At 45.0% G+C, this 26,015-nt stretch carries 25 protein-coding genes; 3 read left to right on the top strand and 22 right to left on the bottom strand.

What is annotated here, in order from left to right:
- Positions 1–30 precede the first annotated feature (30 nt).
- The 7 genes from MKY99_RS21535 to MKY99_RS21565 form a co-directional block, all read right to left on the bottom strand.
- Entirely contained in the window at positions 31–1,629 is a 1,599-nt protein-coding gene (locus MKY99_RS21535) for a methyl-accepting chemotaxis protein (protein WP_076284517.1), read from the bottom strand.
- Between the two features lie 204 nt (positions 1,630–1,833).
- Positions 1,834–2,496, bottom strand: coding sequence for a response regulator transcription factor (locus MKY99_RS21540; RefSeq protein WP_076284516.1), 663 nt, complete (start codon positions 2,494–2,496; stop codon positions 1,834–1,836).
- Positions 2,497–2,536: 40 nt separating this feature from the next.
- Complete coding sequence (locus MKY99_RS21545; RefSeq protein WP_339266262.1) at positions 2,537–5,470, bottom strand: PAS domain S-box protein; 2,934 nt, start codon at positions 5,468–5,470, stop codon at positions 2,537–2,539.
- Positions 5,471–5,567: 97 nt separating this feature from the next.
- Complete coding sequence (sigF, locus tag MKY99_RS21550; RefSeq protein WP_042129724.1) at positions 5,568–6,323, bottom strand: RNA polymerase sporulation sigma factor SigF; 756 nt, start codon at positions 6,321–6,323, stop codon at positions 5,568–5,570.
- A gap of 11 nt (positions 6,324–6,334) precedes the next feature.
- Positions 6,335–6,790 (bottom strand): anti-sigma F factor, encoded by a 456-nt coding sequence (gene spoIIAB, locus MKY99_RS21555; protein WP_042129726.1) that lies wholly within the window; start codon positions 6,788–6,790, stop codon positions 6,335–6,337.
- Positions 6,787–7,140: an anti-sigma F factor antagonist gene (gene spoIIAA / locus MKY99_RS21560; RefSeq protein WP_042129729.1), complete on the bottom strand. Its 354-nt coding sequence runs from the start codon at positions 7,138–7,140 to the stop codon at positions 6,787–6,789. The genes spoIIAB and spoIIAA overlap by 4 nt, the downstream gene beginning before the upstream one ends.
- A 175-nt stretch (positions 7,141–7,315) precedes the next feature.
- Complete coding sequence (locus MKY99_RS21565; protein WP_231573502.1) at positions 7,316–8,452, bottom strand: D-alanyl-D-alanine carboxypeptidase family protein; 1,137 nt, start codon at positions 8,450–8,452, stop codon at positions 7,316–7,318.
- Positions 8,453–8,828: 376 nt separating this feature from the next.
- On the opposite strand from MKY99_RS21565, the gene MKY99_RS21570 reads away from it, so the two are divergent.
- A complete protein-coding gene (locus MKY99_RS21570; protein WP_339266263.1) occupies positions 8,829–9,842 on the top strand; it encodes a serine hydrolase in 1,014 nt (337 codons plus the stop codon).
- 103 nt (positions 9,843–9,945) lie between these two features.
- On the opposite strand, the gene MKY99_RS21575 is transcribed toward MKY99_RS21570, so the two are convergent.
- The 9 genes from MKY99_RS21575 to MKY99_RS21615 form a co-directional block, all read right to left on the bottom strand.
- Positions 9,946–11,277 (bottom strand): pyrimidine-nucleoside phosphorylase, encoded by a 1,332-nt coding sequence (locus tag MKY99_RS21575; protein WP_339266265.1) that lies wholly within the window; start codon positions 11,275–11,277, stop codon positions 9,946–9,948.
- A 152-nt stretch (positions 11,278–11,429) separates the two neighbouring features.
- Positions 11,430–12,254, bottom strand: coding sequence for a purine-nucleoside phosphorylase (locus MKY99_RS21580; RefSeq protein ID WP_042190359.1), 825 nt, complete (start codon positions 12,252–12,254; stop codon positions 11,430–11,432).
- Positions 12,255–12,299: 45 nt separating this feature from the next.
- Positions 12,300–13,478, bottom strand: coding sequence for a phosphopentomutase (gene deoB / locus MKY99_RS21585; protein WP_339266268.1), 1,179 nt, complete (start codon positions 13,476–13,478; stop codon positions 12,300–12,302).
- A gap of 227 nt (positions 13,479–13,705) precedes the next feature.
- Positions 13,706–14,599 carry a site-specific tyrosine recombinase XerD gene (gene xerD, locus MKY99_RS21590; RefSeq protein WP_042190365.1) on the bottom strand — a complete coding sequence of 298 codons (894 nt, stop codon included), beginning with the start codon at positions 14,597–14,599 and terminating at the stop codon, positions 13,706–13,708.
- 158 nt (positions 14,600–14,757) lie between these two features.
- Positions 14,758–14,991 (bottom strand): DUF4227 family protein, encoded by a 234-nt coding sequence (locus tag MKY99_RS21595; protein WP_188114651.1) that lies wholly within the window; start codon positions 14,989–14,991, stop codon positions 14,758–14,760.
- Positions 14,992–15,152: 161 nt separating this feature from the next.
- Positions 15,153–15,617 carry a Fur family transcriptional regulator gene (locus MKY99_RS21600; RefSeq protein ID WP_042129744.1) on the bottom strand — a complete coding sequence of 155 codons (465 nt, stop codon included), beginning with the start codon at positions 15,615–15,617 and terminating at the stop codon, positions 15,153–15,155.
- An 89-nt stretch (positions 15,618–15,706) separates the two neighbouring features.
- A complete protein-coding gene (spoIIM, locus tag MKY99_RS21605; RefSeq protein WP_076284509.1) occupies positions 15,707–16,357 on the bottom strand; it encodes a stage II sporulation protein M in 651 nt (216 codons plus the stop codon).
- Positions 16,358–16,438: 81 nt separating this feature from the next.
- A complete protein-coding gene (locus MKY99_RS21610; RefSeq protein ID WP_076284508.1) occupies positions 16,439–17,638 on the bottom strand; it encodes an endonuclease Q family protein in 1,200 nt (399 codons plus the stop codon).
- Positions 17,629–18,201, bottom strand: coding sequence for an NUDIX hydrolase (locus MKY99_RS21615; RefSeq protein ID WP_076299537.1), 573 nt, complete (start codon positions 18,199–18,201; stop codon positions 17,629–17,631). Before MKY99_RS21615 ends, MKY99_RS21610 begins: the two co-directional genes overlap by 10 nt.
- Positions 18,202–18,278: 77 nt before the next feature.
- Here MKY99_RS21615 and MKY99_RS21620 point away from each other — a divergent pair, with 77 nt between their 5' ends.
- Positions 18,279–18,452, top strand: a complete 174-nt coding sequence (locus MKY99_RS21620; protein WP_179085764.1) for a hypothetical protein — start codon at positions 18,279–18,281, stop codon at positions 18,450–18,452.
- Between the two features lie 219 nt (positions 18,453–18,671).
- On the opposite strand, the gene MKY99_RS21625 is transcribed toward MKY99_RS21620, so the two are convergent.
- The gene (locus MKY99_RS21625; protein ID WP_339266270.1) at positions 18,672–19,799 is read right to left on the bottom strand and encodes a tripeptidase T; all 1,128 of its coding nucleotides are present in this window, start codon (positions 19,797–19,799) and stop codon (positions 18,672–18,674) included.
- 98 nt (positions 19,800–19,897) lie between these two features.
- Between MKY99_RS21625 and prli42 the strand changes: the two genes are divergently transcribed.
- Positions 19,898–19,999, top strand: coding sequence for a stressosome-associated protein Prli42 (gene prli42 / locus MKY99_RS21630; protein WP_094872112.1), 102 nt, complete (start codon positions 19,898–19,900; stop codon positions 19,997–19,999).
- 82 nt (positions 20,000–20,081) lie between these two features.
- Here prli42 and lipB read toward each other — a convergent pair whose 3' ends face one another.
- The 5 genes from lipB to lpdA all read right to left on the bottom strand — a co-directional run bounded on the left by lipB (position 20,082) and on the right by lpdA (position 25,952).
- Positions 20,082–20,792, bottom strand: coding sequence for a lipoyl(octanoyl) transferase LipB (gene lipB / locus MKY99_RS21635; protein WP_076284505.1), 711 nt, complete (start codon positions 20,790–20,792; stop codon positions 20,082–20,084).
- A gap of 57 nt (positions 20,793–20,849) precedes the next feature.
- Positions 20,850–22,220 (bottom strand): dihydrolipoamide acetyltransferase family protein, encoded by a 1,371-nt coding sequence (locus MKY99_RS21640; protein ID WP_339266272.1) that lies wholly within the window; start codon positions 22,218–22,220, stop codon positions 20,850–20,852.
- 158 nt (positions 22,221–22,378) lie between these two features.
- Positions 22,379–23,365 carry an alpha-ketoacid dehydrogenase subunit beta gene (locus MKY99_RS21645; protein WP_042190385.1) on the bottom strand — a complete coding sequence of 329 codons (987 nt, stop codon included), beginning with the start codon at positions 23,363–23,365 and terminating at the stop codon, positions 22,379–22,381.
- Between the two features lie 3 nt (positions 23,366–23,368).
- Entirely contained in the window at positions 23,369–24,400 is a 1,032-nt protein-coding gene (locus MKY99_RS21650) for a thiamine pyrophosphate-dependent dehydrogenase E1 component subunit alpha (RefSeq protein WP_042190387.1), read from the bottom strand.
- 130 nt (positions 24,401–24,530) lie between these two features.
- Complete coding sequence (gene lpdA / locus MKY99_RS21655; RefSeq protein WP_339266274.1) at positions 24,531–25,952, bottom strand: dihydrolipoyl dehydrogenase; 1,422 nt, start codon at positions 25,950–25,952, stop codon at positions 24,531–24,533.
- Positions 25,953–26,015: the final 63 nt, after the last annotated feature.

Genomic DNA, 26,015 nt, shown 5'->3' on the forward strand with positions numbered 1-26,015 from the left:
TCCTATCAATGATGATCCCCATGACACGGCTTATTTAACTTTAAAAATAGATACGAGTGCATTTAGTTCCTCCGCAAGCTGTGCTAATGCATTAGCCGTTGTTGCCGTTTCACTACTGCTTGCCGCCATTTCTTCCGTTGCTGCCGATATGCTCTCGATCGAGTACAACACTTCTGATGACTGCGCGGCCTGTTCTTCACTGGCAGCAGCAATTTCTGTTACTTTATGAGCGGTATCGTTCACCATAGAGAGAATATGATCAAAGGCTTCCCCATTTTTTTGTGAAAATGCTACGCCTTCGACTACAGCCTTCACGCTATGCTGCGTATTCTTCTGCATTTCTTTAATAATGTCCGTGACTTGCTTAGTAGCCTCACTGCTCCGCTCTGCTAGCTTTCTTACTTCATTCGCTACAACGGCAAAACCTCGGCCCTGTTCACCTGCACGAGCCGCTTCTATAGCTGCGTTAAGAGCCAGCAGATTTGTCTGTTTTGCAATATCATCAATGACCGCAATGATCTCGCCAATTTTATCTGAGCCTTCTTCTAGTCTAGACATTTGGTTGTTAAGTAACGTCATCCCTTGAATGGAGTCAGTAACCACCGCACCTCCATCCTGAGCAATACGCATCGTATGATCTGACAGCTCTGAGGCTTGCTCTGCACTCTGAGCTACTGAATTAATCGCTTCAGACAATTCTCGGAACAACTCATTCATCGTTTGCGCTGCAGTGGCTTGACTCATACTGCCGCTAGCTACTTCCTCAGTACTTGCTGATATTTGCTGTGCTGCCGCCGAGACACTTTCCGCAGAGGACAAAATCCCCCCCACAGTATGCCTTAAGTTCAGAACCATTTCATTCACAGAATTCGCAAGTTTTCCGATCTCATCCTTAGAATTTAGATTCGAAGTTTCGCTTAAGTCTCCATTGGCTACTTTACCTAGCAGGCGCATCACTTGATTAAGAGGCCGTGCTATAATTTGCGAGATTAGATAGCCAAAACCCACGCTGATTAAAAGTGCAATGATAGTAACACTAAAGGTAATCAACCGAGAGGATTGATATAATTCATTGGCGTTATCACTGGATTCCTGTGCCTGCTTCATATTGATGTCAATTAAACCTTGCAAGAAATCCGTCATCTCCGTAGTGGCCAGCTGTAAATCTCCTGTTAGCAAATAATTCGTATATTCTTCATTACTAATGATCTTCTTATCCAATTCAATTGCATGATCCACGCTGGTGGTATAGCGTTGCCAGATCTCAGGATAATCCTTCATTTTCTCTAATTCTTCTTCTCTCAATCTTGTCTTACTATATTTACTCATGATGTCTTCAATGCTTTGGACATTCTTATGTAATTTATCCCGATATTCTTTTTTCTTCACCTCGGTTTGGGCCATCGTATTTATATCCCGGATGTTTATTCTATTCGTTAAAAAAAGTTCATTCGCTTCACCGAGATAGGCAATCGGTGTTAAGCGATTTTTATACATATCCTCGATGGACTCATCCATCTTACTCAAATTACTTATTCCATAGAATCCTACAAAGCATAAAATGACTGATACCAACACAAATGCTGAGATTAGCTTCACTGCTGTTCTCAAATTATAAAACCATTTCATCCTTCTGCACCTCATTACGTTAGTCAATTTTTAGTAATTCTTAGGAACTATTTCATCATAAACGGTAAGAAGAATATGGTAACCGAAAATAAATAGCGTGATCACGCAAAATTATTGCGTACCTCCGCAATGACGCGCAAAACAAAAAATCCCGCCTCACTATCTAGTGATCGGGATTTCAATCTATAGGGTTGTTACGTATTTTCACAATGAATTAGTAAAATCTGATTCCTTCAATATTCCGAGCCGTTTAGCTTTTATAGCCGCTTCAATTCTAGATTTCACATTTAGCTTTTGGAACAAATTCGTTAAACTATATTCTAGTGACCGCTGACTCATAAGCACAATCTCCGCTATTTCCTTATTACTTTTTCCTTTTGCGATTTCCGTCAGCATTTCATGTTCCCTTTTGCTAATCATGGAGGTTGCTTGTTCATCATTGATTTCTAATCCTTTAGGCGGTACTTTTCTTAACTGCTTGACTAAGGTCCGCGGTAGAATGACTTCCCCTCTTAATGCACATCGTACCGCTGTAATCAACTGCTCTCTATTGGTTGTTTTTGAGATAAACCCAAAGATCCCCGATTCTATCATCAGGTTAAATTTGTTAGTAAATTCATATCCGGTGTAGATTAAGATAATCGCATCCGCGTTCATTGTTAATACTTGCTTCGCCAAATCAATCCCATTCACATCCGCGATATGAAGATCAAATAACATTACGTCAAAGGAATGACTACTCACCATTTCAAGCACTTCATCCGCTGAATTAGCTAGAGTAACCTTCATGTCTCCCTCTTGCTCTAATATCATTTTAGTCCCTTCCATAACAGATGGATGATCATCCACTAACAATATTTGAATCATGCCTATGACTACCCCTCTATCCAATTGTTATGCCGCATGATTAATCTGCAGGTATAGATATATTGACCGCTAATCCCTTTTTATCTGGCGATCGGAATACTATTGACCCATCCATACTTCGAACCCTTTCCTTCATCCCATAAATCCCCATACTTGTAAGTGAATCCTCACCAAATAAATTCATTCCGATTCCGTTATCTTTATAATCCAAATGAATATGATTGTCTTCACTAGCTAAGGTGATGTGGACTTCTGTCGCAAAAGAGTGCTTTGCTGCATTAGCTAAAAGCTCTTGCACAATACGGTACAGACCTATAAGCACTTCATCATCTAACTTATGCGTGAATCCTTCAGACTCGAAATAAATCTGATAGTTGGTACGTAGCTGCGTAAATTCAAACAACGTCTCCAGCGAGGAGATAAGACCTTCATTGATTAATGCAGGAGGTCGGAGCTCGTTACAAATAATCCGCAGTTGATAAATAACATCAAGTAAACCTTCTGAGATCTGTTCTAGTTGTTCTCTAAGTTCCCCATTAATGGACCTTTCACCCAAAAGAAAATCCAGCTTACGATACCAGATAATCTGTTCTTGGAGCGCTGAGTCGTGTAAGTCCTGAGCAAGTCTTTTTCGCTCATTCTCGGATAAATTAAACATAAAGCGAAGAAGCCATGTAGGCGCCACTTGCTTGGAAGCTGCTAGCTCAAGATCCTTCGTTAAATCTTCGATAAGCAAAAAATGATCAAAGAGAACACTGACATAACGGGTAATCGTCTCCAGCCACACTCGAATAGAACCGATTTCTAGTAAAAGCGTCTTCTCGTTAATCGACAGCAAGTAACTCTTTCCTCGGGACTCCCCGATCTTGAGTGAATACCCTTGCTCCGTCTCGATAATTTCACATAATTTATCATGGTTAGATTCAACTGCGATAAATTTTATATTTGTTATCTGCAGAGTTTCTCGGACTTCTCTAAGTAACCGCTGCTCCATATGACTAATCTTCATCACACCAAAAAGATCTTGGGAGAACTGATCGAGACTCGTTTGCAGGCGAAAATACCGTTCCTCACTCTCTCGAATAATCTGCTCTGTATGTTGTCTATCCTCATCTGCTTTTTTTCGATCACTTATATCCCTAAATATAGAGATACATGCGACTTTTCCTTTGTGCAAAATGGAGCTAGCTGTTACCTCTACATCGATAATCGTCCCATCTGAACGTACGACCTTTTGTTCAATAGGAACTAAGACCTTATAGGGTTCTTTATAGATCTCACGCATGCGTTCTTTCGCCAGCGGCAGATACTCCGGATGCGCCCAATTGAAAATATTTTTACCGATCAATTGACTCTCATCGCTAACTCCAAATAATCCAAGACAAGAGAAATTTACATAAACAAACTTATAATCGCTATGCAGAACGACCGCTTCAGGCGACATCTTGATCAGCTGCTGATTGAATTCCTCGCTTTCCCTTAATTCTTGTTCCATTTGGACTCTCTTGGTAATGTCTCTTGCTACAATTACGATACTCATTACTTCTCCATCCTCACCTAGAACGGGAGTAGCAAGACATTCTAAATTTAAGATATAACCTTTTGTGTGAATAAAACGATTGTAAAACATCTTACTTGCTTTTGTCCGAAAAATATTTGTTATTTGTTCACGCAAGCTTTCTTGCTCATCTGGATCGATATACTCTAAGATGGTAGTGTCCTTGATTAAACCTACAGGAATACCGATTAGGGTCTCACAGGAGGGGGAGGCTACAATGAAATTTCCTTTCTGATCCAGAACCCCCATCATATCCTTCATGTTATTAATAATTAGTCTGTACTCTGCTTCTCGCTGTGCCAGCTTTTGTTCTACTTCTACTGTTGATGTTATATCTTTAGCGACAACAAAAGCACCCACAATACGACTATTCACATAAATTGGGATGTTTTTCATAGTCCAGTGGCTCACTGATCCATCCTTACGCGAAGAGGCAACAACATAATGCTGAGCAGATCCCCGTACTGTTCTTCCGAAATAATCCGACATCCTCGTTATATTTTCTACTCCAAATAGATTCATGATGGACAAGTTCTCTCCGACCATACTTAAAGCTTCTCCAGTAATTTGCTGTGCCGCAGAATTGATTGCCAAAATATTACCTTGCAGATTCACCTCACATACGACGTCTGAGTTATAGTCAAATAAGGATTTATAGCGCTGTTCACTTTTGAGTAAAGCCTCCTTCATTAACTTTCTTTCAGTAATATCTGCCAAGATCCCATCAAGCCGAACTACCGCTTGGGATTCATCTAGACTGGGTATGATTCTGACCTGTAGCCATCGAGGCTCACCACTTGCGTGGATAATTCGATATTCACTAAGTTGTGGAATCCCTTGACCAACTGATGATATGATCTCTTGAATCAAGGGATTTTCTTCCTTATAAGCAATACGAAGCCAAAAATCATCCTCTTTCGCCTGCTCAACGGAATAACCGGTGATATTGAGAATGGCATCCGATATAAATAACACTTTCTTAGATACGTAATCGTAAGACCAAACCGCCACATCTAGATTAGAGAACATCTGTTGATACAAAGAAAATGTGCTCTCTAATTGAATCTGAGCCGTTTTTTGTTCAGTAATGTCCAGCATAATTCCATCTATTCGGCAGATCTTGTTCTCCTTATTTAGGATAGGCGTGCCGATATTTTGAACCCACTTCAGTCCTGCAGTAGGTAATTGCATCCGATACTCAAGACTACTGATATGACCAGCATTTAATCTTTCCATGTAAGCATCATATCGATCACGATCCACTACATTTACAAGTTCCCGTAAAAAACTAGGGCTGTGCGGTTTAGTCTTACTTGTGCAACCAGCCCATTCCTCTAAAATTCTCGACATCGTCAGCAGATTTTCTTCCATATCCATAGACCATGTGATCACATTCTCGTCACCGAGTGAATGCATATTAAGATCACCTCCACATAAAAAGCCCCCCCTTTTCGGGGCGGCTTTTTGTTCTAATTCGCTATTTTACAAGCGTCATTACATGAATAACTTTATCCTACTGAGCAATCTGCTCACGGATATTCTGCAATATTTTCTTCTCCAGCCGGGATACCTGCACTTGAGAGATCCCTAGACGACTGGCGACCTCCGACTGCGTTTGATCACGATAGTAGCGTAGATAGACAATCAGACGTTCACGTTCACTGAGGCCTCCGATAGCTTCATTTAATGCCAGCTTATCGAACCAACGCTCCTGTGATTCGTCAGCGATTTGATCAATCAGCGTGATCGGATCTCCATCATTCTCAAACACCGTCTCATGGATAGAGGTCGGTGGTTTATTGGCTTCTTGAGCGAATACCACTTCTTCGGGTGTAACCCCTAGCGCTTCCGCAACTTCACCAATCGTAGGCAGACGATCAAGCGTTTTAGACATTTCGTCCTTCATCTTACGAACTTTATTAGCCATTTCCTTAAGGGAACGACTGACCTTCAAGGTGCCATCGTCACGAAGGAAACGCTGAATCTCACCGATAATCATCGGCACCGCATAAGTGGAGAACTTGACCTCATAGCTGAGGTCAAACTTATCAACGGACTTCAGGAGTCCAATGCAACCGATCTGGAACAAATCGTCAGGCTCATACCCGCGGTTCATAAACCGCTGTACTACCGACCAGACCAGTCGGATATTACAGCTTACAAGCGTGTCGCGGGCAAGACTATCTCCGGCCTGACTGAGCGCGATAAGACGTTTGACCTCCGCATCGTCCAAATAGGTCGGCGGAGCTTTTTTTGACTCTGCATCCATGGCTCCAACCCCTAATTGTATAAAGCTTTTTTCGAGACGATGGTTTTCTTCATTGAGATAGAAGTACCGTGTCCCGGTTCACTAGTGACTTCAAATTCATCCATGAAATTCTCCATAATAGTAAAGCCCATGCCCGACCGCTCCAGCTCTGGCTTAGAGGTATACAGCGGCTGTTGCGCCAGCTCCAAATCCTCAATGCCCCGTCCTTGATCCTCAATGGTTAGATGTACCGTTTCGTTGTCCAGCGATGCCGAAATGGTCACAATACCTTCCGGATCACTATCATACCCATGAATAATACAGTTGGTGACCGCTTCCGACACGACTGTCTTCAGATCATTCAGCTCGTCCATCGTAGGATCAAGCCGGGAAACGAACGCCGCTACGACTACACGTGCGAACGATTCGTTCTCCGAGCGTGCAGCGAACTGCACGTTCATGAAGTTACCAGCCTTACTATTTGTCATAACGCAACCTCCAAATCCGAGAGTGCAGTACTCTCGTCGTCATATAGGGGCATGATTTTGAACAGGCCTGACATTTCCAGCAGCCGCTTCACAGGTGCCGTTGCGTCACACACAACCATTTTTCCACCTTTACTGTGGATCAGTTTATACCTTCCCAGAATCACGCCTAGGCCTGAACTGTCCATAAACTGCAGATGCTTAAGACTAAGAACCAAATGCGATACCTGACCACGCATAATCGCTTCATCCATATCCATTCTTACAAAATCGGCTGCGTGATGATCCAACTCCCCTGATAAACGGACAATCAACACACCCCTGTGATGCTCCATCTCCACATGAGAATTCATGCTTGCCACTCTCCTCTTCGTTGCTTTGAAAACTGACCTTGAAAGACAGTACCTATTCCCTTCAAGGACAAGGTTTTCTACGCGGCAAATCAGGAATCCTGCCTCACGACAAAACTAGAAGAAAACCCCTATGAATCTACAGAGTACATGGGGGTAATCTACAAAAAAACTGTTTTTAATCTACGCCGAACATCGAGCCTGTTGTGCGCTTAAAGAGCTTCCACCAGCCTGCTTTCGGCACAGCTTCCCCTGCTTTTAATTCATACTCCTTAATCACTTGGGTTCCTTGGTAGACCACTAGCTTGCCCACAGATTGACCTTCAGCTACTGGAGCCTTCACGCTTTCCGGCAATACTAGTTCGTGGCGAATGCCTTCTTGAGTCACACCTTTTTTCAAAAGAACACTGTACGTCTCTTTGGCTGTTATCGGCAACTCAGATTTTACGCCCTTTTCAATCTTTAGGGTGCCGATGGCATCTCCTTCTTTGTGGATCGTGTGTACTTTATATTGCGAGAACAGGTAATCGAACATGCCTGACACTTCGCTATTGCGTGTCTTTGTGTTCGGCTCGCCTAGCACAACAGCGACAGCACGTAGGCCATCTCTTGCTGCAGTAGCGGACAAACAGAATTTTGCTTCAGCAGTATAACCAGTCTTCAAACCATCAGCACCAGTGTAAAAACGCACTAGCTTGTTCGTGTTCACCAACCAGAACGGTTTGGTTGAATCCTTACGTAAGTAATCCTGATAGGAACCGGTATATTTGATAATTTGATCATGCTTCAAAAGCTCACGACTGATGACCGCAATATCGTAAGCTGAGGAATAGTGATTGGCGGCTGGAAGACCGTTGCAGTTGGCAAAATGGGTATCTTTTAGACCCAGTTCCTCTGCACGTTTATTCATCAGATCGACAAACGCACTCTCTGAACCAGCAATTTTCTCCGCCATCGCCACAGAAGCATCATTACCAGAAGCCATAGCGATACCTTTGAGCATATCGTCTACCGACATTTCTTCACCAGGCTCCAGAAAAATCTGCGATCCGCCCATAGAAGCCGCATATTCACTTGTTCGCACCTTATCAGTCAGCTGCAGCCTTCCTTCATCCAGCGCTTCCACCGTTAGTAACATCGTCATAATCTTCGTAATACTTGCGGGAGGCAGCTTATCATGGCTGTTCTTCTCATAAATAACAGTTCCGGTACCAGCGTCCATCAAAATAGCAGAACGTGCTCCCGGTGCGAGGTCTACAGCGGCAGCATTACTGCCAGAGTCCTTGGTTTTTTCTTCTGCATAAGCGCCTGACATAGGTCCTAGAACCGATACAGCGATACAGAGCACAAGCACAGCAAAACGCATTTTTCTCACAATGGTTCCCCTCCTGAACGTTAACCTTCATATCACAGGTACTGTGTTCCAGTTTCGTCAGAAAGGGTGAAAATTATTCCATTTTTAAGGAAATAACCACAATTATTTATCTCAAGAAGTAAGGATGTCATCAATTAAAAAAAGCCCAGCAGCAGTTGCAGAGCATTTTTATTATAGGGGAGATTAAATAATATTTCAAATTTAAAGTATTTCCATTTTTTTAGCTCTCATTTTAGGACTTTTAAAGGTAAATCGTAGACTTTCAACGAATGCTAACTAAGAACCTATACTGTCTTACAGAGGAGTGAATATACGAATGAACCCACTAGAAACTTATATTGAGACAGAAGCAAAACAGAACGATTTCTCAGGCGTAGTACTAGCAAAACAATATGATAAAGAAATCGCCAGCAGCTGTCACGGTTATGCCAATAAGTCGGATAAGCGCGAAAACAATATTCATACTCGGTTCGGGATCGCTTCCGGGTGTAAAATATTCACAGCAATTGCCGTCTGTCAACTCGTCGAAAGGGGATTGATTTCTTTCGAAAGCAGATTATCAGACTATCTGAAGAAGGTAGAGTTCCCTCTCTTTAGTTCTGAAATCACCATACATCAGTTACTTACGCATAGCTCTGGGATTCCAGATTATTTTGATGAAACAATCATGGATGACTTCGAAGAACTGTGGAAGACACAACCTATGTACACTTTACGGCAACTGGAAGATTTTATACCGATGTTTAGAAACCTCCCCATGATGTGGACCCCTGGTGAACGTTTCCACTACAACAATGCCGGATATATCGTGCTAGGTCTTCTGGTGGAGGAATTGAGTGGAATGTCCTTTTCCGATTATGTGGAGCTTCACATCTTTAAGCCTTGCGGAATGGAGCAATCCGGTTACTTTACGTTAGATGCCTTACCAGCCAACTGTGCACTAGGATACATAGAAGAAGAGAACGGTAGCTGGAGAAGCAACATCTATTCAATCCCGGTAAAAGGAGGCGCTGACGGTGGAGCTTTCGTAACCGCTCCTGACATGCAGTTATTCTGGAACGGGCTAATGAACCATACCCTTTTGAGTCCAGTACTCACTTCATTGTTGCTTACTCCCCACATACATGTGGATGGTGAAGGCTATTATGGTTATGGTGTATGGATAACCCTCCGAGAAGAAAAAGTGTTCAAATTTCACATTATGGGCTACGATCCCGGTGTTTCCTTCCGATCGGCTTTCTATCCGGCTAGTGGAGAGACTGTGGTCGTATTATGTAATACAAGCAGCGGGGCTTCTCAGATTTTCAATCTTATCGATAAGCATTTGTAGCTGCTCCGTCAAAAACGTAAAACAGCGAGCCTCCTATTAACGAGGCTCGCTGTTTTACTGTCTATTTCAGGTCTTTGTCATGACAATAATTACATTTCCTTGGCTAGTACCGTGTTACTCCATCCTTCGTAACAAGCGCGAACACCAATGGCAATGGTGGAACCGATTCAGAAGTAATACGGTAAGCTTCTAACACCTTGCCCTCAGCTTCCTCCACTTTCTTATCACTGGCATCATTGATATGCAATACTGCAAGTGTATCCCCAATCTCTACAGCATCTCCAACTTTTTTAGAGAGTTGAATACCTACAGCCAAATCTATTACAGATTCCTTAGTTTCACGTCCTGCACCAAGCAGCATAGCAGCAATGCCGATTTCTTCTGCTTGAATCCCCTCAATGAAACCCTTAGTCTTCGCTTTCACTTCAATGAATCGTTTAGCAGCAGGGAGTTTCCCCGGATCATCGATTTGTGAAACATCTCCGCCTTGCGCACTCACGATCTGTTTGAATTTCTCCAGCGCTGTGCCATCTTCAATATGTGTCATCAGAATTGAACGAGCCTCCGCTTCATCCTTGGCTTTACCGCCAAGAACAAGCATCTGACTGCCCAGAATAAGGCAGACTTCCTGCAAATCTTTAGGACCGTGACCCTTCAAGGTCTCGATTCCTTCCTTAATTTCCAGCGCATTTCCGATCCCGTAACCCAGTGGCTGATCCATATCACTGATGATGGCAACGGTATTACGACCCAAATGAGTGCCGATATCCACCATAGCCTGGGCAAGCGCAATAGAATCATCAAGCGTCTTCATAAAAGCACCGCTGCCGGTTTTGACATCCAGTACAATGGCGTCTGCACCCGCTGCAATCTTCTTGCTCATCACTGAGCTTGCAATAAGAGGGATGGATTCAACAGTTGCTGTTACATCCCGAAGGGCATACAGCTTTTTGTCAGCGGGTGTAATGTTGCCCGACTGGCCGATCACGGCAGCTCCGATCTCCCCTACTTGATCAAAGAAACGCTCGCGATCCATCTCTATAGAAAAGCCAGTGATCGACTCCAGCTTATCAAGTGTACCTCCTGTATGCCCAAGTCCGCGGCCGGACATCTTCGCTACCGGTACTCCAGCAGAGGCTACCAACGGTGCAAGCACCACGGTGGTTTTATCTCCCACTCCACCTGTGGAGTGCTTATCAACCTTAATGCCTGCGATTGGGCTCAGATCCACTTGATCACCGGACATCGCCATTTCCATCGTTAGATCGCCGGTCTCCCGTGCGTTCATGCCTTGAAAATAAACCGCCATGGCCCAAGCGGCAAGTTGATAATCAGGAACTTCACCTTTACTATAGCCTTGAATTAGAAAGGATATTTCCTCACGGCTCAGCTCTCCACCGTCTCTTTTTTTCTGAATAATGTCGACAGCTCTCATTTTACACCTGCATTTCACGGACATTTGCGCGAGCAAATCCGATATATTTTGGTTTAGTTAAATTAACTACCTGTTCATGCGTCAATGGCTTAAATTTAATCACTTGTGTCATAAATATGACCTCCCAGTAATTCAAAATGCAGTGCCCGAAATTACATTTTCGGAATAAAGCCTAAGACCAGTTTCAAGAAACGCTCACGCACACGTTCTGCAGTTTCCATCACCTCTTCATGATTGAGAGGTTGATCCAGGATTCCCGCGGCCATGTTAGTAATACAGGAGATGCCCAATACCTCGATACCTGCATGACGAGCAACAATGGTCTCCGATACAGTAGACATGCCCACAGCATCGGCACCTAGCGTACGAAGCATTACGATTTCAGCAGGCGTTTCGTAGCAAGGTCCCAATAGACCTGCATATACGCCTTCTTTGAACTCGAAATTCTGCTGAGCTGCCGTTTCCTTCGCTACCTGGATCAGGCGGCGACTGTAGGCGGTCGACATATCTGGGAAGCGCACACCAAGTGCAGGATCATTAGGTCCTATTAAAGGATTCCGTCCAGTCATATTAAGATGATCCGTAAGAAGCATAAGATCACCCGGCTTGAAATCAGTGTTCACTCCACCAGCTGCATTCGTTACTAGTAAACTGGCTATACCAAGCTCTTTCATAACCCGTACAGGGAATGCCGTTACCTCCGGTCCATAACCCTCATACATATGAAAGCGGCCCTTCATCATCACGACTCGGCGGCCTTCGATCATACCAATTAATAGCTCGCCCTCATGTCCTTCTACAGTAGAAACAGGAAAGTGAGGAATCTCATCATATGGAATGCTTACTCCATCAGTAATAAGGTCTGCAAGCACACCGAGGCCTGAACCAAGGATCAATCCAATTTCCGGAGCCACCGGACATTTATCTTTTATATATATGGCTGCTTCTTGAATTTCTTTTTGAGTTAATGCGCTCATGGATGATCCTCCTTCATTGATGTTGTGGAGCAACCCACAACCCTTTTATTGCAGTTTCGCTAAAAAGCTTGTCCCATACTGCGGCGCCTTCGCACCAAAGTTATCTGCAATGGTTGCAGCTACATCAGAGAAGGTTTCACGAATGCCCAAACTTTCTGGATGTTTAAACCGCGGGCTATAGATTAAGAGCGGTACATATTCACGGGTATGATCAGTTCCACTATGGATCGGATCGTTACCATGGTCTGCAGAAATAATCAATAGATCATCTTCACCGAGCGTAGATAGAATTTCAGGCAGGGCCTGATCGAACACTTCCAGTGCACGGCCGTATCCTTCTGGGTCACGACGATGTCCATACAAAGAATCAAAATCCACCAGATTCGTAAACAGGAAACCGTCAAACGGTTGACGAAGCTGCTCAATAGTAACTTCGATTCCATGTTCATTGCTCTTCGTTGGATAAGAAGCCCTAACTCCTTCTCCTGTAAAGATATCGTTGATCTTACCAACCGCGATAACATCTTTACCGATATCAGTCAGCGCGTTCATTACCGTTGGTTCTGGCGGCTTCACAGCATAGTCATGCCGGTTTGGCGTCCGAACGAATTTCCCTGGTTCGCCAACATATGGACGAGCAATCACGCGACCAACCGAGAATTCTGGAGCCATCGTCAGCTCACGGGCTATTTTACAAGCGCTGTACAGCTCTTCGAGTGGAATGATATCTTCATGTGCAGCAAGCTGGAATACGCTGTCCGCAGAGGTATAGACAATCCAAGCACCGGTTTTCATTTGCTCTTCGCCGTATTCAACAAGAATCTCCGTTCCGGAAGCCGGTTTATTCCCGATTACCTTACGACCAGTTGCCGCTTCGAACTTCTCAATCAATTCTGCTGGAAAACCGTCAGGATACGTATTGAAAGGAACCTCAATCTTCAGCCCCATTAGCTCCCAGTGTCCGGTCATCGTATCCTTGCCTACAGATACTTCCTGCATTTTTCCGTAGTAACCTGTTGGTGAAGCTACAGGCTCTAGCGGTGGCAGCGGAGCAATATTAGCTAACCCGAGCTTCTGGAGATTAGGAAGCTTCAAACCAGGAACACGATCCAATATATGACCAAGCGTGTGCGACCCAGCATCACCGAAATTCGCAGCATCTGGCGCTTCACCGATACCAACACTATCTAGAACAATAAAACCAATTCGTTTAAATGAGGACATTGTTGTCTTCACTCCTTTTTTAATGTAGATATTCTTTCGTACCAACAAGAAGAAACGGCTGTACCGTCTTCCAGAAGACATACGCTTCCGAAGCTAGCGATACAATGTACCGCTTATCAGGTATCCGTTTCTGCTAAAAGATAACCTGCGGATCATTCCCCAGTCTATCCTTTCAGTATGATTCCATCATAACCATCTTACTCACAAAAAGCATCTTTAAAGCAGAATTATCGAGCTCTAGGATGGTGGCTCTCATATACTTCCTTCATATTCTTACGGGCTATACCGTTATAAATCTGAGTCGTCGAAATATCGGCATGACCCAGCATTTGTTGTACGGAACGCAAATCTGCTCCGCCTTCCAGTAAATGGGCTGCGAAGGAATGCCTAAGTGTATGCGGGGTAATATCCTGCTCAATGTTTGCTTCCCGTGCATATTTTTTTATGATTTTCCAAAAGCCTTGCCGGGTTAATCTTCCGCCTAGACTATTCAGGAACATGGCTGGTTCCTCCTGGTGATCACGAAGCAGCTTGTCCCGCATAAGTGAAGTGTAAGCCGCTACACTCTCAGCTGCAAGAGTTCCAATGGGAACTACCCGCTCCTTGCCAGAAGTTCCTGTACAACGCGCAAATTTCATATCCGTGTGCACATCATCCACGTTAAGTGAGATTAATTCAGAGACCTTAATGCCTGTTGCATAGAGTAATTCCAGCATAGCCTTATCGCGCATCCCTTGTGGCGTACTTACATCCGGCGCAGCCAATAACTGCTCTATTTCCGAAATGGTAAGCACCATAGGAGGTTTCTTATCAGGCTTCATGGTCTCCATGTCCAGTGTTGGATCCTGCTCAATCAAACGTTCCTTCAGCAAATAATGAAAAAAAGCACGGAGGGACACTGCGCTCCTGTTCAACGTTGCTGTTGCTCGACCAGCTCCGCGTAATGAGCCAAGATATAATATCACATGCGATCTTCGGATCTCATCAGGCTGACTAGCCCCCCGCTCTTCAGCGAACTCCAGAAACTGCGATACATCCCTACCGTAAGATTCCAGTGTATTCGGGGACAAGCCTTTATCTCCGGACAAATAATGTAAAAACGGCTGCAAGTGTGACTTCATTATTTCACGCTCCTGTCCTGGCGCAGCTACTCATAGTGACTTCCTGCAGCACATTCAGCATGAGGGTTCTGCAGATGTGTACATTTAGTATACGCTGCATGAATCCACCTTGTTTTCTTCGACATTCTTCTCGCTTGTTCCTGCTTCCTGCGAAGCTTTCATTCTCCATACCAGTAATAGAAGCGCAAACGCTGTCTTGTATCCAGACCATCATCACCACGATCGGCATGATCAAAAGCCCGAACAGCGGAGCCTTCAGGAATTCCATAATTCTCTATCGGACTGATCCATTCACCAAGCCAGCTCATAGCACTGTATAGCAAATAGCTTAGAGCCACAAACATGATCATAAAATACAGCTTTCGAACTGTTTTGGGCACAGAAACGATCATATGGACGCCTCCCTCTACATACAGTTAAGATCTGCTCGTCCTTCACCTTATGCACCAAAACGGACTGATATGTATATCTCCAATAGACCAATCATTTAAAAAGCTCTCTCCGGTAAAAAAACCGGGGAGAGCTTATGAAGTGAATTTCATTATAAGATGACTTAGGACGGATTTCCGTTTGAATTATTCTTATCGCTACACCGATAGCATATCCCATGAAAATCAAGTCTATGATCAAGCACTGTGAAATTAAATTCTTTCTCCAGTCGCTCTTCTAGCGGACCTAACCAATCCTCGCGAATCTCATCCATACTACCGCATTGCACACAAATTAAATGATGATGATGGTGCTTCGCAGTATCTGTTCGCAGATCATAACGGGCGACACCGTCACCGAAGTTAATCTTTTCTACGACATGAAGCTCGCTAAGAAGTTCCAGGGTACGATATACAGTCGCAAGACCGATCTCGGGAGCTTTCTCTTTCACGAGCATAAAAACATCTTCTGCGCTAAGATGATCTTCCTCATTCTCCAGCAGCACTCTTAAGGTCGCTTCCCGTTGGGGTGTAAGCTTGTATCCTTGGGATTGTAACTGTTGCTTAATTTTGTCTATCCGAGCTTCCATTGTCTCCCTCCCCCTTGGAAAATAACCTCACCGGTCTTCAAACCACTTCTTCCATTATAGGGGGTGTCGCTTTGAGAAGTCAAACGCTTTTACTGCAAGCCCAAGGTAGTCACTGCTTGTACAAGTGAAGGCGTAACCCAGCGCATCATGATCGGCGTAACATAGGTCTCAAAACTAGAAATGCCCAGAATCAACAGTGCCATTACAAGTGACAATATGGTGTACATAGTAAAAGGTCGAGTCACTGGCGTCCGACGTTGTCCTAGCACTCGGCTACGAATCATCTGTAAGGAAAAGGCGATCGCCGCTGCACTACTTACTAACAACACAGGAATCAGTACCAGATTGTGCGGAGCCACGGAGACTAATGCGAACAGCATTCCATGCCATGAATATTGACTTACTAGACAACCGACCGTAAAGCCGATCAATACTCCTTTAAGAAAATCAAGAATCAAGATTCCCGGCAGCCCGATGACTGATAATCCAAGGATCCAGATCAGCCCAATCCATTTCAGATTTAAGGCCGCTATACTCCAGTACGAATCAGGTGCTGCGGGTAGACCCTGCTGATCAACCGTTACAAAGAAATTTCCTAGATAATCCCCCAGCTCCTGTTGCTGATCCATCGTAAGCGCACTAACGATAAGAGCTCCAAATACAACACCTACCAGAAATAATACGCCGACAAAAATATACAGAGGCGTCTGTTCCTTCATCATCAGCCTTAAATTACGCATCGAGACGTTCCCCTTTCCGGTTACATGTTACACCATATGAGAAAACGTCCCGCGATATGACTTGTCCTTAGGACAATAACTCTACTTTCCAGGTTGTACGACTTTACCGTATGTTCCCCCACCGCCTGCTGATAATTCCAATATGCCTGAGCGGGCCCGAACGATCATAGCCGCCAAATCCACTCCTACTACGCTAGCAATTTCCGCTTCACCACAACCATGTAAAATGTTCATCTCCGTGCCAAAAGCTTGCAGTAACGCGTTCATCTTAGCCTTCCCGAGGCCTGGAATAAATTCAAGTGGAACCTGATAGTGATAAGGCGGACGGTTTGCGGGTACTAGAGGCGTCTTGCGGTCTGCGATATCTAGGATCCTGTCGAATACACCTCTCACCAATTTAAGACTGCCACAATACTGGCAGCGTTCCGATGTGACATAAGCTTCGTCAATAATACTGCCACAACCTCCGCAGTAGGTTCGGTGGTATTTACCAAGCCGGGGGTTAAGACCGAAATTGGCTGTTACCTTCCGCCCTTCCTTACGTTCTAGTGCGAGTCGTAGTTCAGCAAAAGAAGGTCGTGCCAACGCCATTACATTATACTCGCGACCTAGTTTGCCCAGTGAATGCGCATCAGAGTTCGTTAGGAATGTGAAGTCATCCAGCTCAGAAAGATAACCCGCCATTTCCGAATCTGCACTCAGCCCTAGCTCAACTGCTGCTATGCGATCCAGATCAAAGATGTCTGCCATACGCTCCGCTGCACAGCCGTACAAGCCCTTGTGAGGCGTGAATATATGTGCAGGGATAAGAATGCCTCCCCGCCCATAAATCTCATCCTGAAGCTCCCTAGCCGGAGCATACAGGCGCTGGGAACTTAGATTCACATTCCGCATATAGCGGCTCATCCACGCACTAAAATCGGTCATGCGCTCCACGTCCGGCATGTAGGCGAGCACATGGCACTCTTTTCGCCCAGGCTCGCGGATTTCAATCTCTGTTCCCAGAATGATCGTAGTCCCTCGGTAAGCAATCCCTCCACCTTCAGCTAACGTCATCTCTCCAGATTCCAAGGAACGCTGAATATCACGTAGAACGCCTGGTGAATGACTATCAATAATACCGATCATTTCTAGTCCCTTGCGCTCTGCAGCCTCTTTGGCAATGCCCGCAAAGGTAAGCTCGCGGCTGCCGCTGATTTTGACCGCTTGTCCTTCCGACGTTCGTCCAATATGAACATGCAGATCGCAATAGAAACTTTTCAATTCAGTTGTTAATTCCATTGGCCTGTCAGCGTGTATAGATGCCAAGCATACACTGCCATCATCGTCTTCGCGTCCGCGATGCGCCCGTCAGCCATATATTGATACGCTTCCTCCAGGGTAAGCTCTGAAACTTCTAGAAATTCGTCCTCGTCCAGGGACATATCCCCTGGCTTTGCATTAGTAGTCACATACAAATGAATAATCTCATCGGCGAAGCCGGGAGAAGTATAGAAGGATTTAAGCAATTTCAGATCTCCACTGTGAAATCCAGTCTCTTCTTGAAGTTCACGACCAGCCGCAACTAATGGATCTTCACCTTTATCCAGCTTCCCAGCCGGAATTTCTACTTCTGTGCGTTGCATGGGCTGACGGTATTGCTCTACAACAAGCATTTTGTTGTTGTTTAAAGCAAGCACCGCTACTGCGCCGGGATGCTTCACAACTTCACGTGTCGCAGTATTTCCATCAGGCAGTCTCACTGTGTCCACCTGTAAAGATATAATCTTCCCATCAAAAACAGGCTGCGTAGACAATGTCACTTCATCAAGCTCGGGTTTGCTGTGCAAATGTTGTTCTCCCATAAAGTTTCTGGTCTCCTTTTTCTCTATTGTGCATACGGTGTATTATAGCAAACTTAAAGGGAAAGAAGGAATTTCAGATGAACGAAATCTTCAGCCGTACAAGCTCATCCGCAGTTACAATGGTAGGTAAACCGGAGGAAATCAAGGCCATTTTAGCTAGGTGGATAGAGCGGTATGGGCCCGATATGCCTCTCTCATACATTCTCTCCCTAAAGGATCAATCCAAGATCATTCCAACCAAAGCAGGTTAAATTCACTCTCTCCTTTAGGATTTAATCATACATGTGCATCCGAATATAGAGGTGTCCCAAAAGGCGATAAATTTGCTTATAGCGTCATCTGGGTCCTTTAGCCTCAAATAACTTTTTTGGATGCCCCTAAATCTGGCTGCATTAAACTCCCCATAAAAAAATACAGAGCAGCAATCCACCGTTACGGTAGGATCGCTGCTCTGTTATTTTATAAGAAGGTTAGCCCTTCACACTCTCTTTAACAATATTTACTACAAGCTCAGCCACTTTAACGATATCTTCGGCTTTAATCCGTTCCTTAGTGGTATGGATATGCTCGTATCCTACTGCGAGATTAATGGTCGGAACATCTAAGCCATTGAATACGTTAGCGTCACTTCCTCCACCAGAGTGGAACAGACGCGGCGTAAGACCCATAGAAGTGATAGCCCGCTGTGCAAGCTGTACCACTGGATCATTTTCATTAAAGCTGAACGCTGGATAAATAATTTCACTGCGGAATTCGCATTCTGCACCGTATTCGCGGACAGTGGTCTCCAGTGCCTCACGCATCGAAGCGATTTGATCGCCAACTTTTTCCTGCACGATACTACGTGCTTCTGCGTCCAATTGAACGTGATCGCACACCACATTCGTAGGTCCGCCGCCAGCGAATTTACCGATATTCGCAGTCGTTTCGTTGTCGATCCGACCAAGCTTCATGGCAGCAATCGCTTTGCTGGCTACTTGAATCGCACTGATGCCGTCTTCTGGATTAACACCTGCATGAGCTGATTTTCCGAAGATTTGCATCGTAATCTTAGCTTGTGTAGGTGCCGCAACTGCAATCGCACCGACTTCACCATTGGAATCGAGTGCGAAACCGAAGTCTGCATCCAAATTGCTCGGATCCATCGAACGTGCACCTAGCAATCCAGATTCTTCACCCGCAGTAATTACGAACTGAATCTGACCATGTGGCAATTTTTGCTCTTGAATCACTCTGATCGCTTCGAACAGTGCAGCTAGCCCAGCTTTGTCATCTGCTCCAAGGATCGTAGTGCCGTCACTTGTAATCCATCCATCCGCGCCGAGCGTAGGCTTGATATTTTGTCCAGGAACAACTGTATCCATATGGCAAGTGAACAGAAGCTTTGGCGCAGATCCACCGTTCTCAGCCGGCCAGGTAATGAACAGATTACCCGCTCCATGTCCAGTTCTTTCCTGGGAATCATCTTCGGTAACCTCTAAGCCAAGAGCGTTAAATTTGCTCTTGAGCACATCGGCAATCTGCCGCTCATTTCTTGTTTCACTATCAACTTGGACAAGCTCCATAAATTCTTGAATCAATCTGTCTTGTGAAATCACTGGACTTCCCTCTCTTTCGTGAATACGTTACAATGGTTGTACAGAAAGACCATCCATCTTCATGCTATTAACTTAAACTAAATCTAAAGGAGTTACTCATGCAACGTAATAAGTGGTTCAAAATCTTCATCTACGTCATGTTGTTCGCCATGATTGCCTCTACGCTCTTTATGGTTATCGAGCCTTTCCTTGCAGGATAATCTCTTCACAAGGAACATTGATAATAGCGGCTAGGGACCCCCTTGCCGCTATTTGGCTTGCCTGTTAGTTCGTTATTAAACCTTAAGCCATAGTGCCAAAGAACTCATCCTGCTCTTCATAAGGAAAGTGTCTTAGGAAATATGGAACCAATTCTTTGGCCACATCTTGTAGTTCAAAATGACGACCTGCACACTCCTCTAGGGAAGTTACTCCAAATTCAGTGATACCGCATGGAATAATCCCTTGAAAGCCGTATCCAGATATTCCTTCAGAAATGTTAAAAGCAAAACCATGGCTAGTAACAAACCCTCTTCGGAATTTGCTTTTGTTAAACTTAACACCAATGGCACAGATCTTCTCGTCGCCAACCCATACCCCTGTATACTCCGGCTTCCGTTCTCCTACAATTCCGTAGGATGCCAAATAATCAATAATCACAGCTTCCAGACTGCGCAAGTACCCGCGTAAATCCACCTTACCTTCTTCACCGAGCATAAGGATCGGATAACCTACAAGCTGACCCGGTCCGTGATATGTAATATCTCCTCCCCGGTCGATTTCAAACAGCGCAATTCCTTTTTCTTTGAGCTGCTCTTCATCTAGAAGAAGATGTTCGGGATGATTCTGTGAACCAATAGTATAGGTAGGCGGATGCTGCAAAAGAATCAATCGTTCCGGTTGCTCACCAGCATCAATGGCGTGCACACTTTCCTTTTGCAGATCCCAAGCCTCCCCATACTCCATAATAGGGTCATATGAAATCTGCAGCTTACGAATATCCGAATTATTCATACCGTCAGGTCCCCTTTTTCAGTCTCATGCCTGCACAGTTTGGCTCGTTATTATTTTTTAGTAAAGTTTCGTATCTGGGGTATATCCTTCAATGTTATCCTTGACGCGTTGCAAGAAACGACCGCAAATCACTCCGTCCAGAATCCGATGATCCAGCGACAGACAAATATTAGCCATTGACCGTACACCTATCATATCGTTAATGACCACAGGTCTTTTTACAATCGATTCAAACGTTAAAATCGCTGCCTGTGGATAGTTAATGATTGGATAAGAAAGAATGGAGCCAAATGAGCCGGTATTATTTACAGTGAAAGTCCCTCCCTGCAAATCTTCCAGACTCAGTTTGCCTTCGCGGGTTTTTTGTGCCAATTCATCAATCTCACGTGCCAGCCCGGCAACGTTTTTCTGATCCGCCTTCTTAATTACAGGAGTGATAACCGAATCTTCAGTACCTACCGCTAACGAGATATTGATATCACGTTTGACAATAATTTTGTCTACAGCCCAGACAGAGTTCATAATCGGGTAATCCTTAATCGCACTCACAACAGCCTTCATCATGAAAGCCAGATAGGTTAGATTGATACCTTCCTTACGCTTGAACTCATCCTTATGTTTATTGCGCAGTGCGACCAGATTAGTCACATCTACCTCAATCATTGTCCAAGCATGCGGAATCTCCGAGACACTTTGGCGCATTCTTGTAGCGATTGTATTCCGGATTGGTGTTACATCAATCAGGTATTCCGAACTGCTGCCTCGGCCACCCTCGACTTCAATTGTTGGAATACGAGGAGATTCGCTCAAATGTAGACCCGAATGGCGAAGAGGCTCTTCCGCCTTCTTCTCTTGGGCTTGAACGAACTGTGGAGCAGGCGGTTGTGACACCACTGGGGTTGGTTGACTAGCAGAAATCGAAGCTGGAGATGTAGCTCCGCCACTATCGATGAAGGTCAGCACATCCTTACGGGTAATTCGGCCACCCATACCAGTACCCATAACTAAAGTCAGGTCGATGTTATGCTCAGCCGCCAAAGTCTGTACCGCAGGAGAATAGCGTGCACGCATCGTATCGTTAGCAGTTGAAGTCGCACTTTGTCCTGCAACATTATTAGAGGAATTAGCTGCAACTGTGTTAGTGTTAGTCACGTTTGCAGCAGCAGATGCAGTCACAGGCACGGCAATACGACAAATGACTTCGCCGACATTGACAACCTGACCTTCTTCCGCCAATAGTTCACCCATAACTCCATCTATCGTTGAAGGCAATTCAGCATTTACTTTATCTGTAATAAGCTCACATATTGGTTCGTATTGCTCTACCGGATCGCCCGGTTTCTTCAGCCATTTGCCGATCGTCGCCGATACTAGCGATTCCGCCAGCTGCGGCATGATCACGTCAGTCAACTTTTGGTTGTCAGACATCTTTTCACTCCTCAAATGTTTTACGAAGTAAAACTCACTTCGTAAGCATAATCTTAAAAGTTTTACGAAGCTTCGCTTCTTAGAAATACTTCGCAGTAAAACTTGCATCGTAAGCATAATCTTTAAGTTGTACGAAGCTTCGCGTCCACTCAACTATTTTAATATTGCGCCAGTCGAAGCATTTCCGCCTTCACTTTTTCTTTGCTAAGCATGAAGAACTTCTCCATTGGCGGGCTGATTGGCATCGCTGGAACATCGGGACCACAAAGACGGAAGATCGGCGCGTCTAGTTCAAATAGACAATGCTCAGCGATAATCGCCGCCACTTCGCCACCAATACCACCCGTTTTATTGTCCTCGTGCACAATAAGAACCTTTCCTGTCTCACGAGCAGCAGCTATGATCGCCTCACGATCAAGAGGCTGCAAGGTCCGCAGATCCAGAATATGCGCTGTAATGCCTTCTTCGCGCTCCAATTCTTCTGCTGCTTGCATCGCAAAATGCAATGGCAAACTATAACCAATAACCGTAATATCTGTTCCCTTACGCAGCAGATTAGCTTCGCCAATTGGAACGGTGTAATCACCTTCTGGCACTTCTTCCTTGATCAGCTTATAGCACTTTTTGTTCTCGAAGAATAAAACCGGATCAGGATCACGTACGGCTGCCTTCAAAAGTCCTTTTGCATCGTAAGCAGAGTAAGGTGCGACAATCTTCAATCCTGGTGTACCGAAGAAAATCGATTCCGGACACTGAGAATGGTACAGACCGCCGAATACACCGCCGCCGATAGGCGCACGTATGACAACCGGGCAATTCCAATCGTTATTTGAACGATAGCGGATTTTGGCCGCTTCGCTAATGATTTGATTCGTTGCTGGAAGCATGAAGTCAGAGTACTGCATTTCAGCAATCGGCTTCATACCATACATAGCTGCACCAATCGCCACACCAGCTATAGCTGATTCCGCTAACGGTGTATCTAGTACACGTTCTTCTCCGAACTGTTCTTGCAGGCCTTTTGTTGTGGTAAATACGCCACCTTTGAGCCCCACGTCCTCACCAAGCACAAACACGGATTCATCGCGTTCCATTTCTTCCTTCATCGCGAGCCGAATGGCATCGATATATTCCATTATAGCCATGATTTATGCTCCTCCTTTCAGGTCGGAATCACTGTAAACATGCAGCAGTGTATCTTCCGGTTTCGGGAACGGAGCGTTGTCAGCATATTCGATTGCTGCTTTAAGCTCAAGATTGCATTCGGCAATAAGATCTTGTTCTTGCTCGTCACTCCAAAGTCCCAGACCAATCAGGTAATTACGGAATCCTGCTACGCCGTCCTTCTTCCAATTCTCATCAACCTCTTCTTTGGTCCGATAAGCCAAATCATTGTCCGAGGTGGAGTGTGGAGATAAACGGTACATCATGGCTTCGATTAACGTAGGACCTTCACCCGCAAGTGCTCTTTCCCGAGCTTCCTTAACGACACGATATACTTCCAGTGGATCATTGCCGTCTACACGCACACCTGGAAACCCATAACCCAGAGCACGATCGCTGACCTTACCGCCAAGCTGTTTGTGAGCAGGAATAGAGATCGCGTACTGATTATTCTGACACATGATAATAACCGGCAGCTTATTCACTCCGGCAAAGTTACAAGCTTCATGAAAATCACCTTGGTTGCTAGAGCCTTCCCCGAAGGTTACAAATGAGACGAATTTTTTCTTTTGCATTTTGGCTGCCAAAGCAAAACCAACCGCATGAGGGACCTGCGTGGTTACAGGACTTGAGCCTGTCACAATACGCAGACGCTTACTACCAAAGTGACCTGGCATTTGCCGCCCACCACTGTTTGGATCTTCTGCCTTTGCGAACACAGACAGCATCAATTCACGAGTAGTCATACCCACGGAGAGTACGAAAGCATAATCACGGTAATAAGGTAAAAAATAATCATTCTGCCGGTCCAGCGCAAATGCTGCTGCTACCTGACCCGCCTCCTGGCCAATGCCGGAGACATGAAAGTTAATCTTGCCAGCGCGCTGAAGCAGCAGACTGCGCTCGTCGTATTTACGTGCGAGCAGCATATATCTGTACATATCGATGACCTGGCCGTCACTTAGTCCAAGCTGCTTATGTCTGTTAATCGTTTCTACAGTATCTTGGGATTCCATAAAGAGATACCTCCTTATTCATAAAGCCTGAGTCTTACAGGATTTAAGACCAATTGTATCCTGATCTTAAAACCTGGTACTAAGACTTGGCTTGAGTTTATTATAATCCCTTTTTACCCAAAAAGAAAAGCTAAATCCCGATAGATCTTCCATCTACAGCTAACATTGCTTCTCCAACGATCTCCGAAAGTGTAGGGTGAGCATGAATAGCCTCGCCAACCTCCCAAGGTGTTGCATCCAGCAGTTGAGCCAATGCAGCTTCCCCGATTAGATCGGTAACATGCGGACCTATCATCTGCACACCGAGAATATCTCCACTGCTTCGGTCCGCCACAACTTTAACAAACCCGTCCTTCTGACCGTACACAATCGCCTTGCCAATGGCCGAGAAGGGGAATTTACCAGTTACTGCATCATGTCCCAATGCTTTAGCTTCCTTCTCAGTGTGACCCACACTCGCAACTTCAGGACGTGTGTAGACACAACGCGGTACAAGATGTGTATGATAAGGGTGAAGTTTCTCACCAGCGAGATGGTTAACCGCCATAATGCCTTCATGGCTGGCTGCATGAGCTAGTTGTAGTCCACCAATACAGTCACCAATCGCATAAATATGTGGCTCAGCCGTCTGCATACTAGCATTTACAGCAATAATTCCTTTATCAAAGCGAATATCTGTATTTTCCAGACCAATATTCTCTACATTCGCTACTCTACCTACGGATACAAGCAGCTTTTCTGCAGATAGACTTTGAGTTTGCTCTCCCTTGCGGGCATCAATCGCAATTCCATCGTCCGTTACCTTGCAGGTTGCAGCATCCACTGTAGTTTCAGTCAGTATTTTAACCCCACGTTTTTTCATTAAGCGTTGCAGCTCTTTAGCTACCTCTTCATCCTCTTGTGGCAGTAACTGACCAGCAGCTTCAACTACCGTTACCTGCACTCCGAAATCAACCAGCATAGAGGCCCATTCCACCCCTATTACTCCGCCTCCAACAATAATGATGGAAGAGGGTAACTCGTCGAGGGTCAGCGCTTCGTCACTGCTAAGAATAACTTTCCCGTCTGGTTCCAGACCAGGTAATACACGCGGACGAGATCCTGTAGCAATAATAAGATGGTTAGAGACCACTGTTTCCATTTCACCGTCTTCTAGTTCCACAGCAACAGCACCACTACGCGGGGAAAAAATAGAGGGACCCGTCACGCGCCCCTTGCCTTTAATAACTTGTATTTTATTTTTGCGCATCAAATATTGTACGCCCTGATGAAGTTGTTCAACTACCGCTTCCTTGCGCTTTTGTACTTTTGGGAATACAAGCTGTACACCGCTTGTCTCAATGCCATAGCTCTCGCTCTCATTGATTTCAGCATATACCTCTGCGCTTCTGAGCAGCGATTTGCTAGGAATGCAGCCACGGTGCAGGCAGGTTCCTCCCAGTTTGTCCATTTCGATGACGACGACGGACTTTCCAAGCTGTGCAGCGCGAATGGCTGCCACATATCCCCCGGTTCCTCCGCCAAGTATGGCCACGTCACATGAAATTGTCATGATATGTATCCTCCAGTCATTACACGTAAGTTCATTTTACATTGTATATTGTACTCTCTTTTT

It is taken from the genome of Paenibacillus sp. FSL R5-0470 (assembly GCF_037975205.1).
Lineage (GTDB): Bacteria > Bacillota > Bacilli > Paenibacillales > Paenibacillaceae > Paenibacillus_AQ.

Excerpts from the sequence above, each read along its gene's own strand:
- MKY99_RS21535 (WP_076284517.1), bottom strand. The coding sequence starts at position 1,629 with ATGAAATGGTTTTATAATTTGAGAACAGCAGTGAAGCTAATCTCAGCA.
- MKY99_RS21540 (WP_076284516.1), bottom strand. The coding sequence starts at position 2,496 with ATGATTCAAATATTGTTAGTGGATGATCATCCATCTGTTATGGAAGGG.
- MKY99_RS21545 (WP_339266262.1), bottom strand. The coding sequence starts at position 5,470 with ATGCATTCACTCGGTGACGAGAATGTGATCACATGGTCTATGGATATG.
- sigF (WP_042129724.1), bottom strand. The coding sequence starts at position 6,323 with ATGGATGCAGAGTCAAAAAAAGCTCCGCCGACCTATTTGGACGATGCG.
- spoIIAB (WP_042129726.1), bottom strand. The coding sequence starts at position 6,790 with ATGACAAATAGTAAGGCTGGTAACTTCATGAACGTGCAGTTCGCTGCA.
- spoIIAA (WP_042129729.1), bottom strand. The coding sequence starts at position 7,140 with ATGAATTCTCATGTGGAGATGGAGCATCACAGGGGTGTGTTGATTGTC.
- MKY99_RS21565 (WP_231573502.1), bottom strand. The coding sequence starts at position 8,452 with ATGTCAGGCGCTTATGCAGAAGAAAAAACCAAGGACTCTGGCAGTAAT.
- MKY99_RS21570 (WP_339266263.1), top strand. The coding sequence starts at position 8,829 with ATGAACCCACTAGAAACTTATATTGAGACAGAAGCAAAACAGAACGAT.
- MKY99_RS21575 (WP_339266265.1), bottom strand. The coding sequence starts at position 11,277 with ATGAGAGCTGTCGACATTATTCAGAAAAAAAGAGACGGTGGAGAGCTG.
- MKY99_RS21580 (WP_042190359.1), bottom strand. The coding sequence starts at position 12,254 with ATGAGCGCATTAACTCAAAAAGAAATTCAAGAAGCAGCCATATATATA.
- deoB (WP_339266268.1), bottom strand. The coding sequence starts at position 13,478 with ATGTCCTCATTTAAACGAATTGGTTTTATTGTTCTAGATAGTGTTGGT.
- xerD (WP_042190365.1), bottom strand. The coding sequence starts at position 14,599 with ATGAAGTCACACTTGCAGCCGTTTTTACATTATTTGTCCGGAGATAAA.
- MKY99_RS21595 (WP_188114651.1), bottom strand. The coding sequence starts at position 14,991 with ATGATCGTTTCTGTGCCCAAAACAGTTCGAAAGCTGTATTTTATGATC.
- MKY99_RS21600 (WP_042129744.1), bottom strand. The coding sequence starts at position 15,617 with ATGGAAGCTCGGATAGACAAAATTAAGCAACAGTTACAATCCCAAGGA.
- spoIIM (WP_076284509.1), bottom strand. The coding sequence starts at position 16,357 with ATGCGTAATTTAAGGCTGATGATGAAGGAACAGACGCCTCTGTATATT.
- MKY99_RS21610 (WP_076284508.1), bottom strand. The coding sequence starts at position 17,638 with ATGGAATTAACAACTGAATTGAAAAGTTTCTATTGCGATCTGCATGTT.
- MKY99_RS21615 (WP_076299537.1), bottom strand. The coding sequence starts at position 18,201 with ATGGGAGAACAACATTTGCACAGCAAACCCGAGCTTGATGAAGTGACA.
- MKY99_RS21620 (WP_179085764.1), top strand. The coding sequence starts at position 18,279 with ATGAACGAAATCTTCAGCCGTACAAGCTCATCCGCAGTTACAATGGTA.
- prli42 (WP_094872112.1), top strand. The coding sequence starts at position 19,898 with ATGCAACGTAATAAGTGGTTCAAAATCTTCATCTACGTCATGTTGTTC.
- lipB (WP_076284505.1), bottom strand. The coding sequence starts at position 20,792 with ATGAATAATTCGGATATTCGTAAGCTGCAGATTTCATATGACCCTATT.
- MKY99_RS21640 (WP_339266272.1), bottom strand. The coding sequence starts at position 22,220 with ATGTCTGACAACCAAAAGTTGACTGACGTGATCATGCCGCAGCTGGCG.
- MKY99_RS21645 (WP_042190385.1), bottom strand. The coding sequence starts at position 23,365 with ATGGCTATAATGGAATATATCGATGCCATTCGGCTCGCGATGAAGGAA.
- MKY99_RS21650 (WP_042190387.1), bottom strand. The coding sequence starts at position 24,400 with ATGGAATCCCAAGATACTGTAGAAACGATTAACAGACATAAGCAGCTT.
- lpdA (WP_339266274.1), bottom strand. The coding sequence starts at position 25,952 with ATGACAATTTCATGTGACGTGGCCATACTTGGCGGAGGAACCGGGGGA.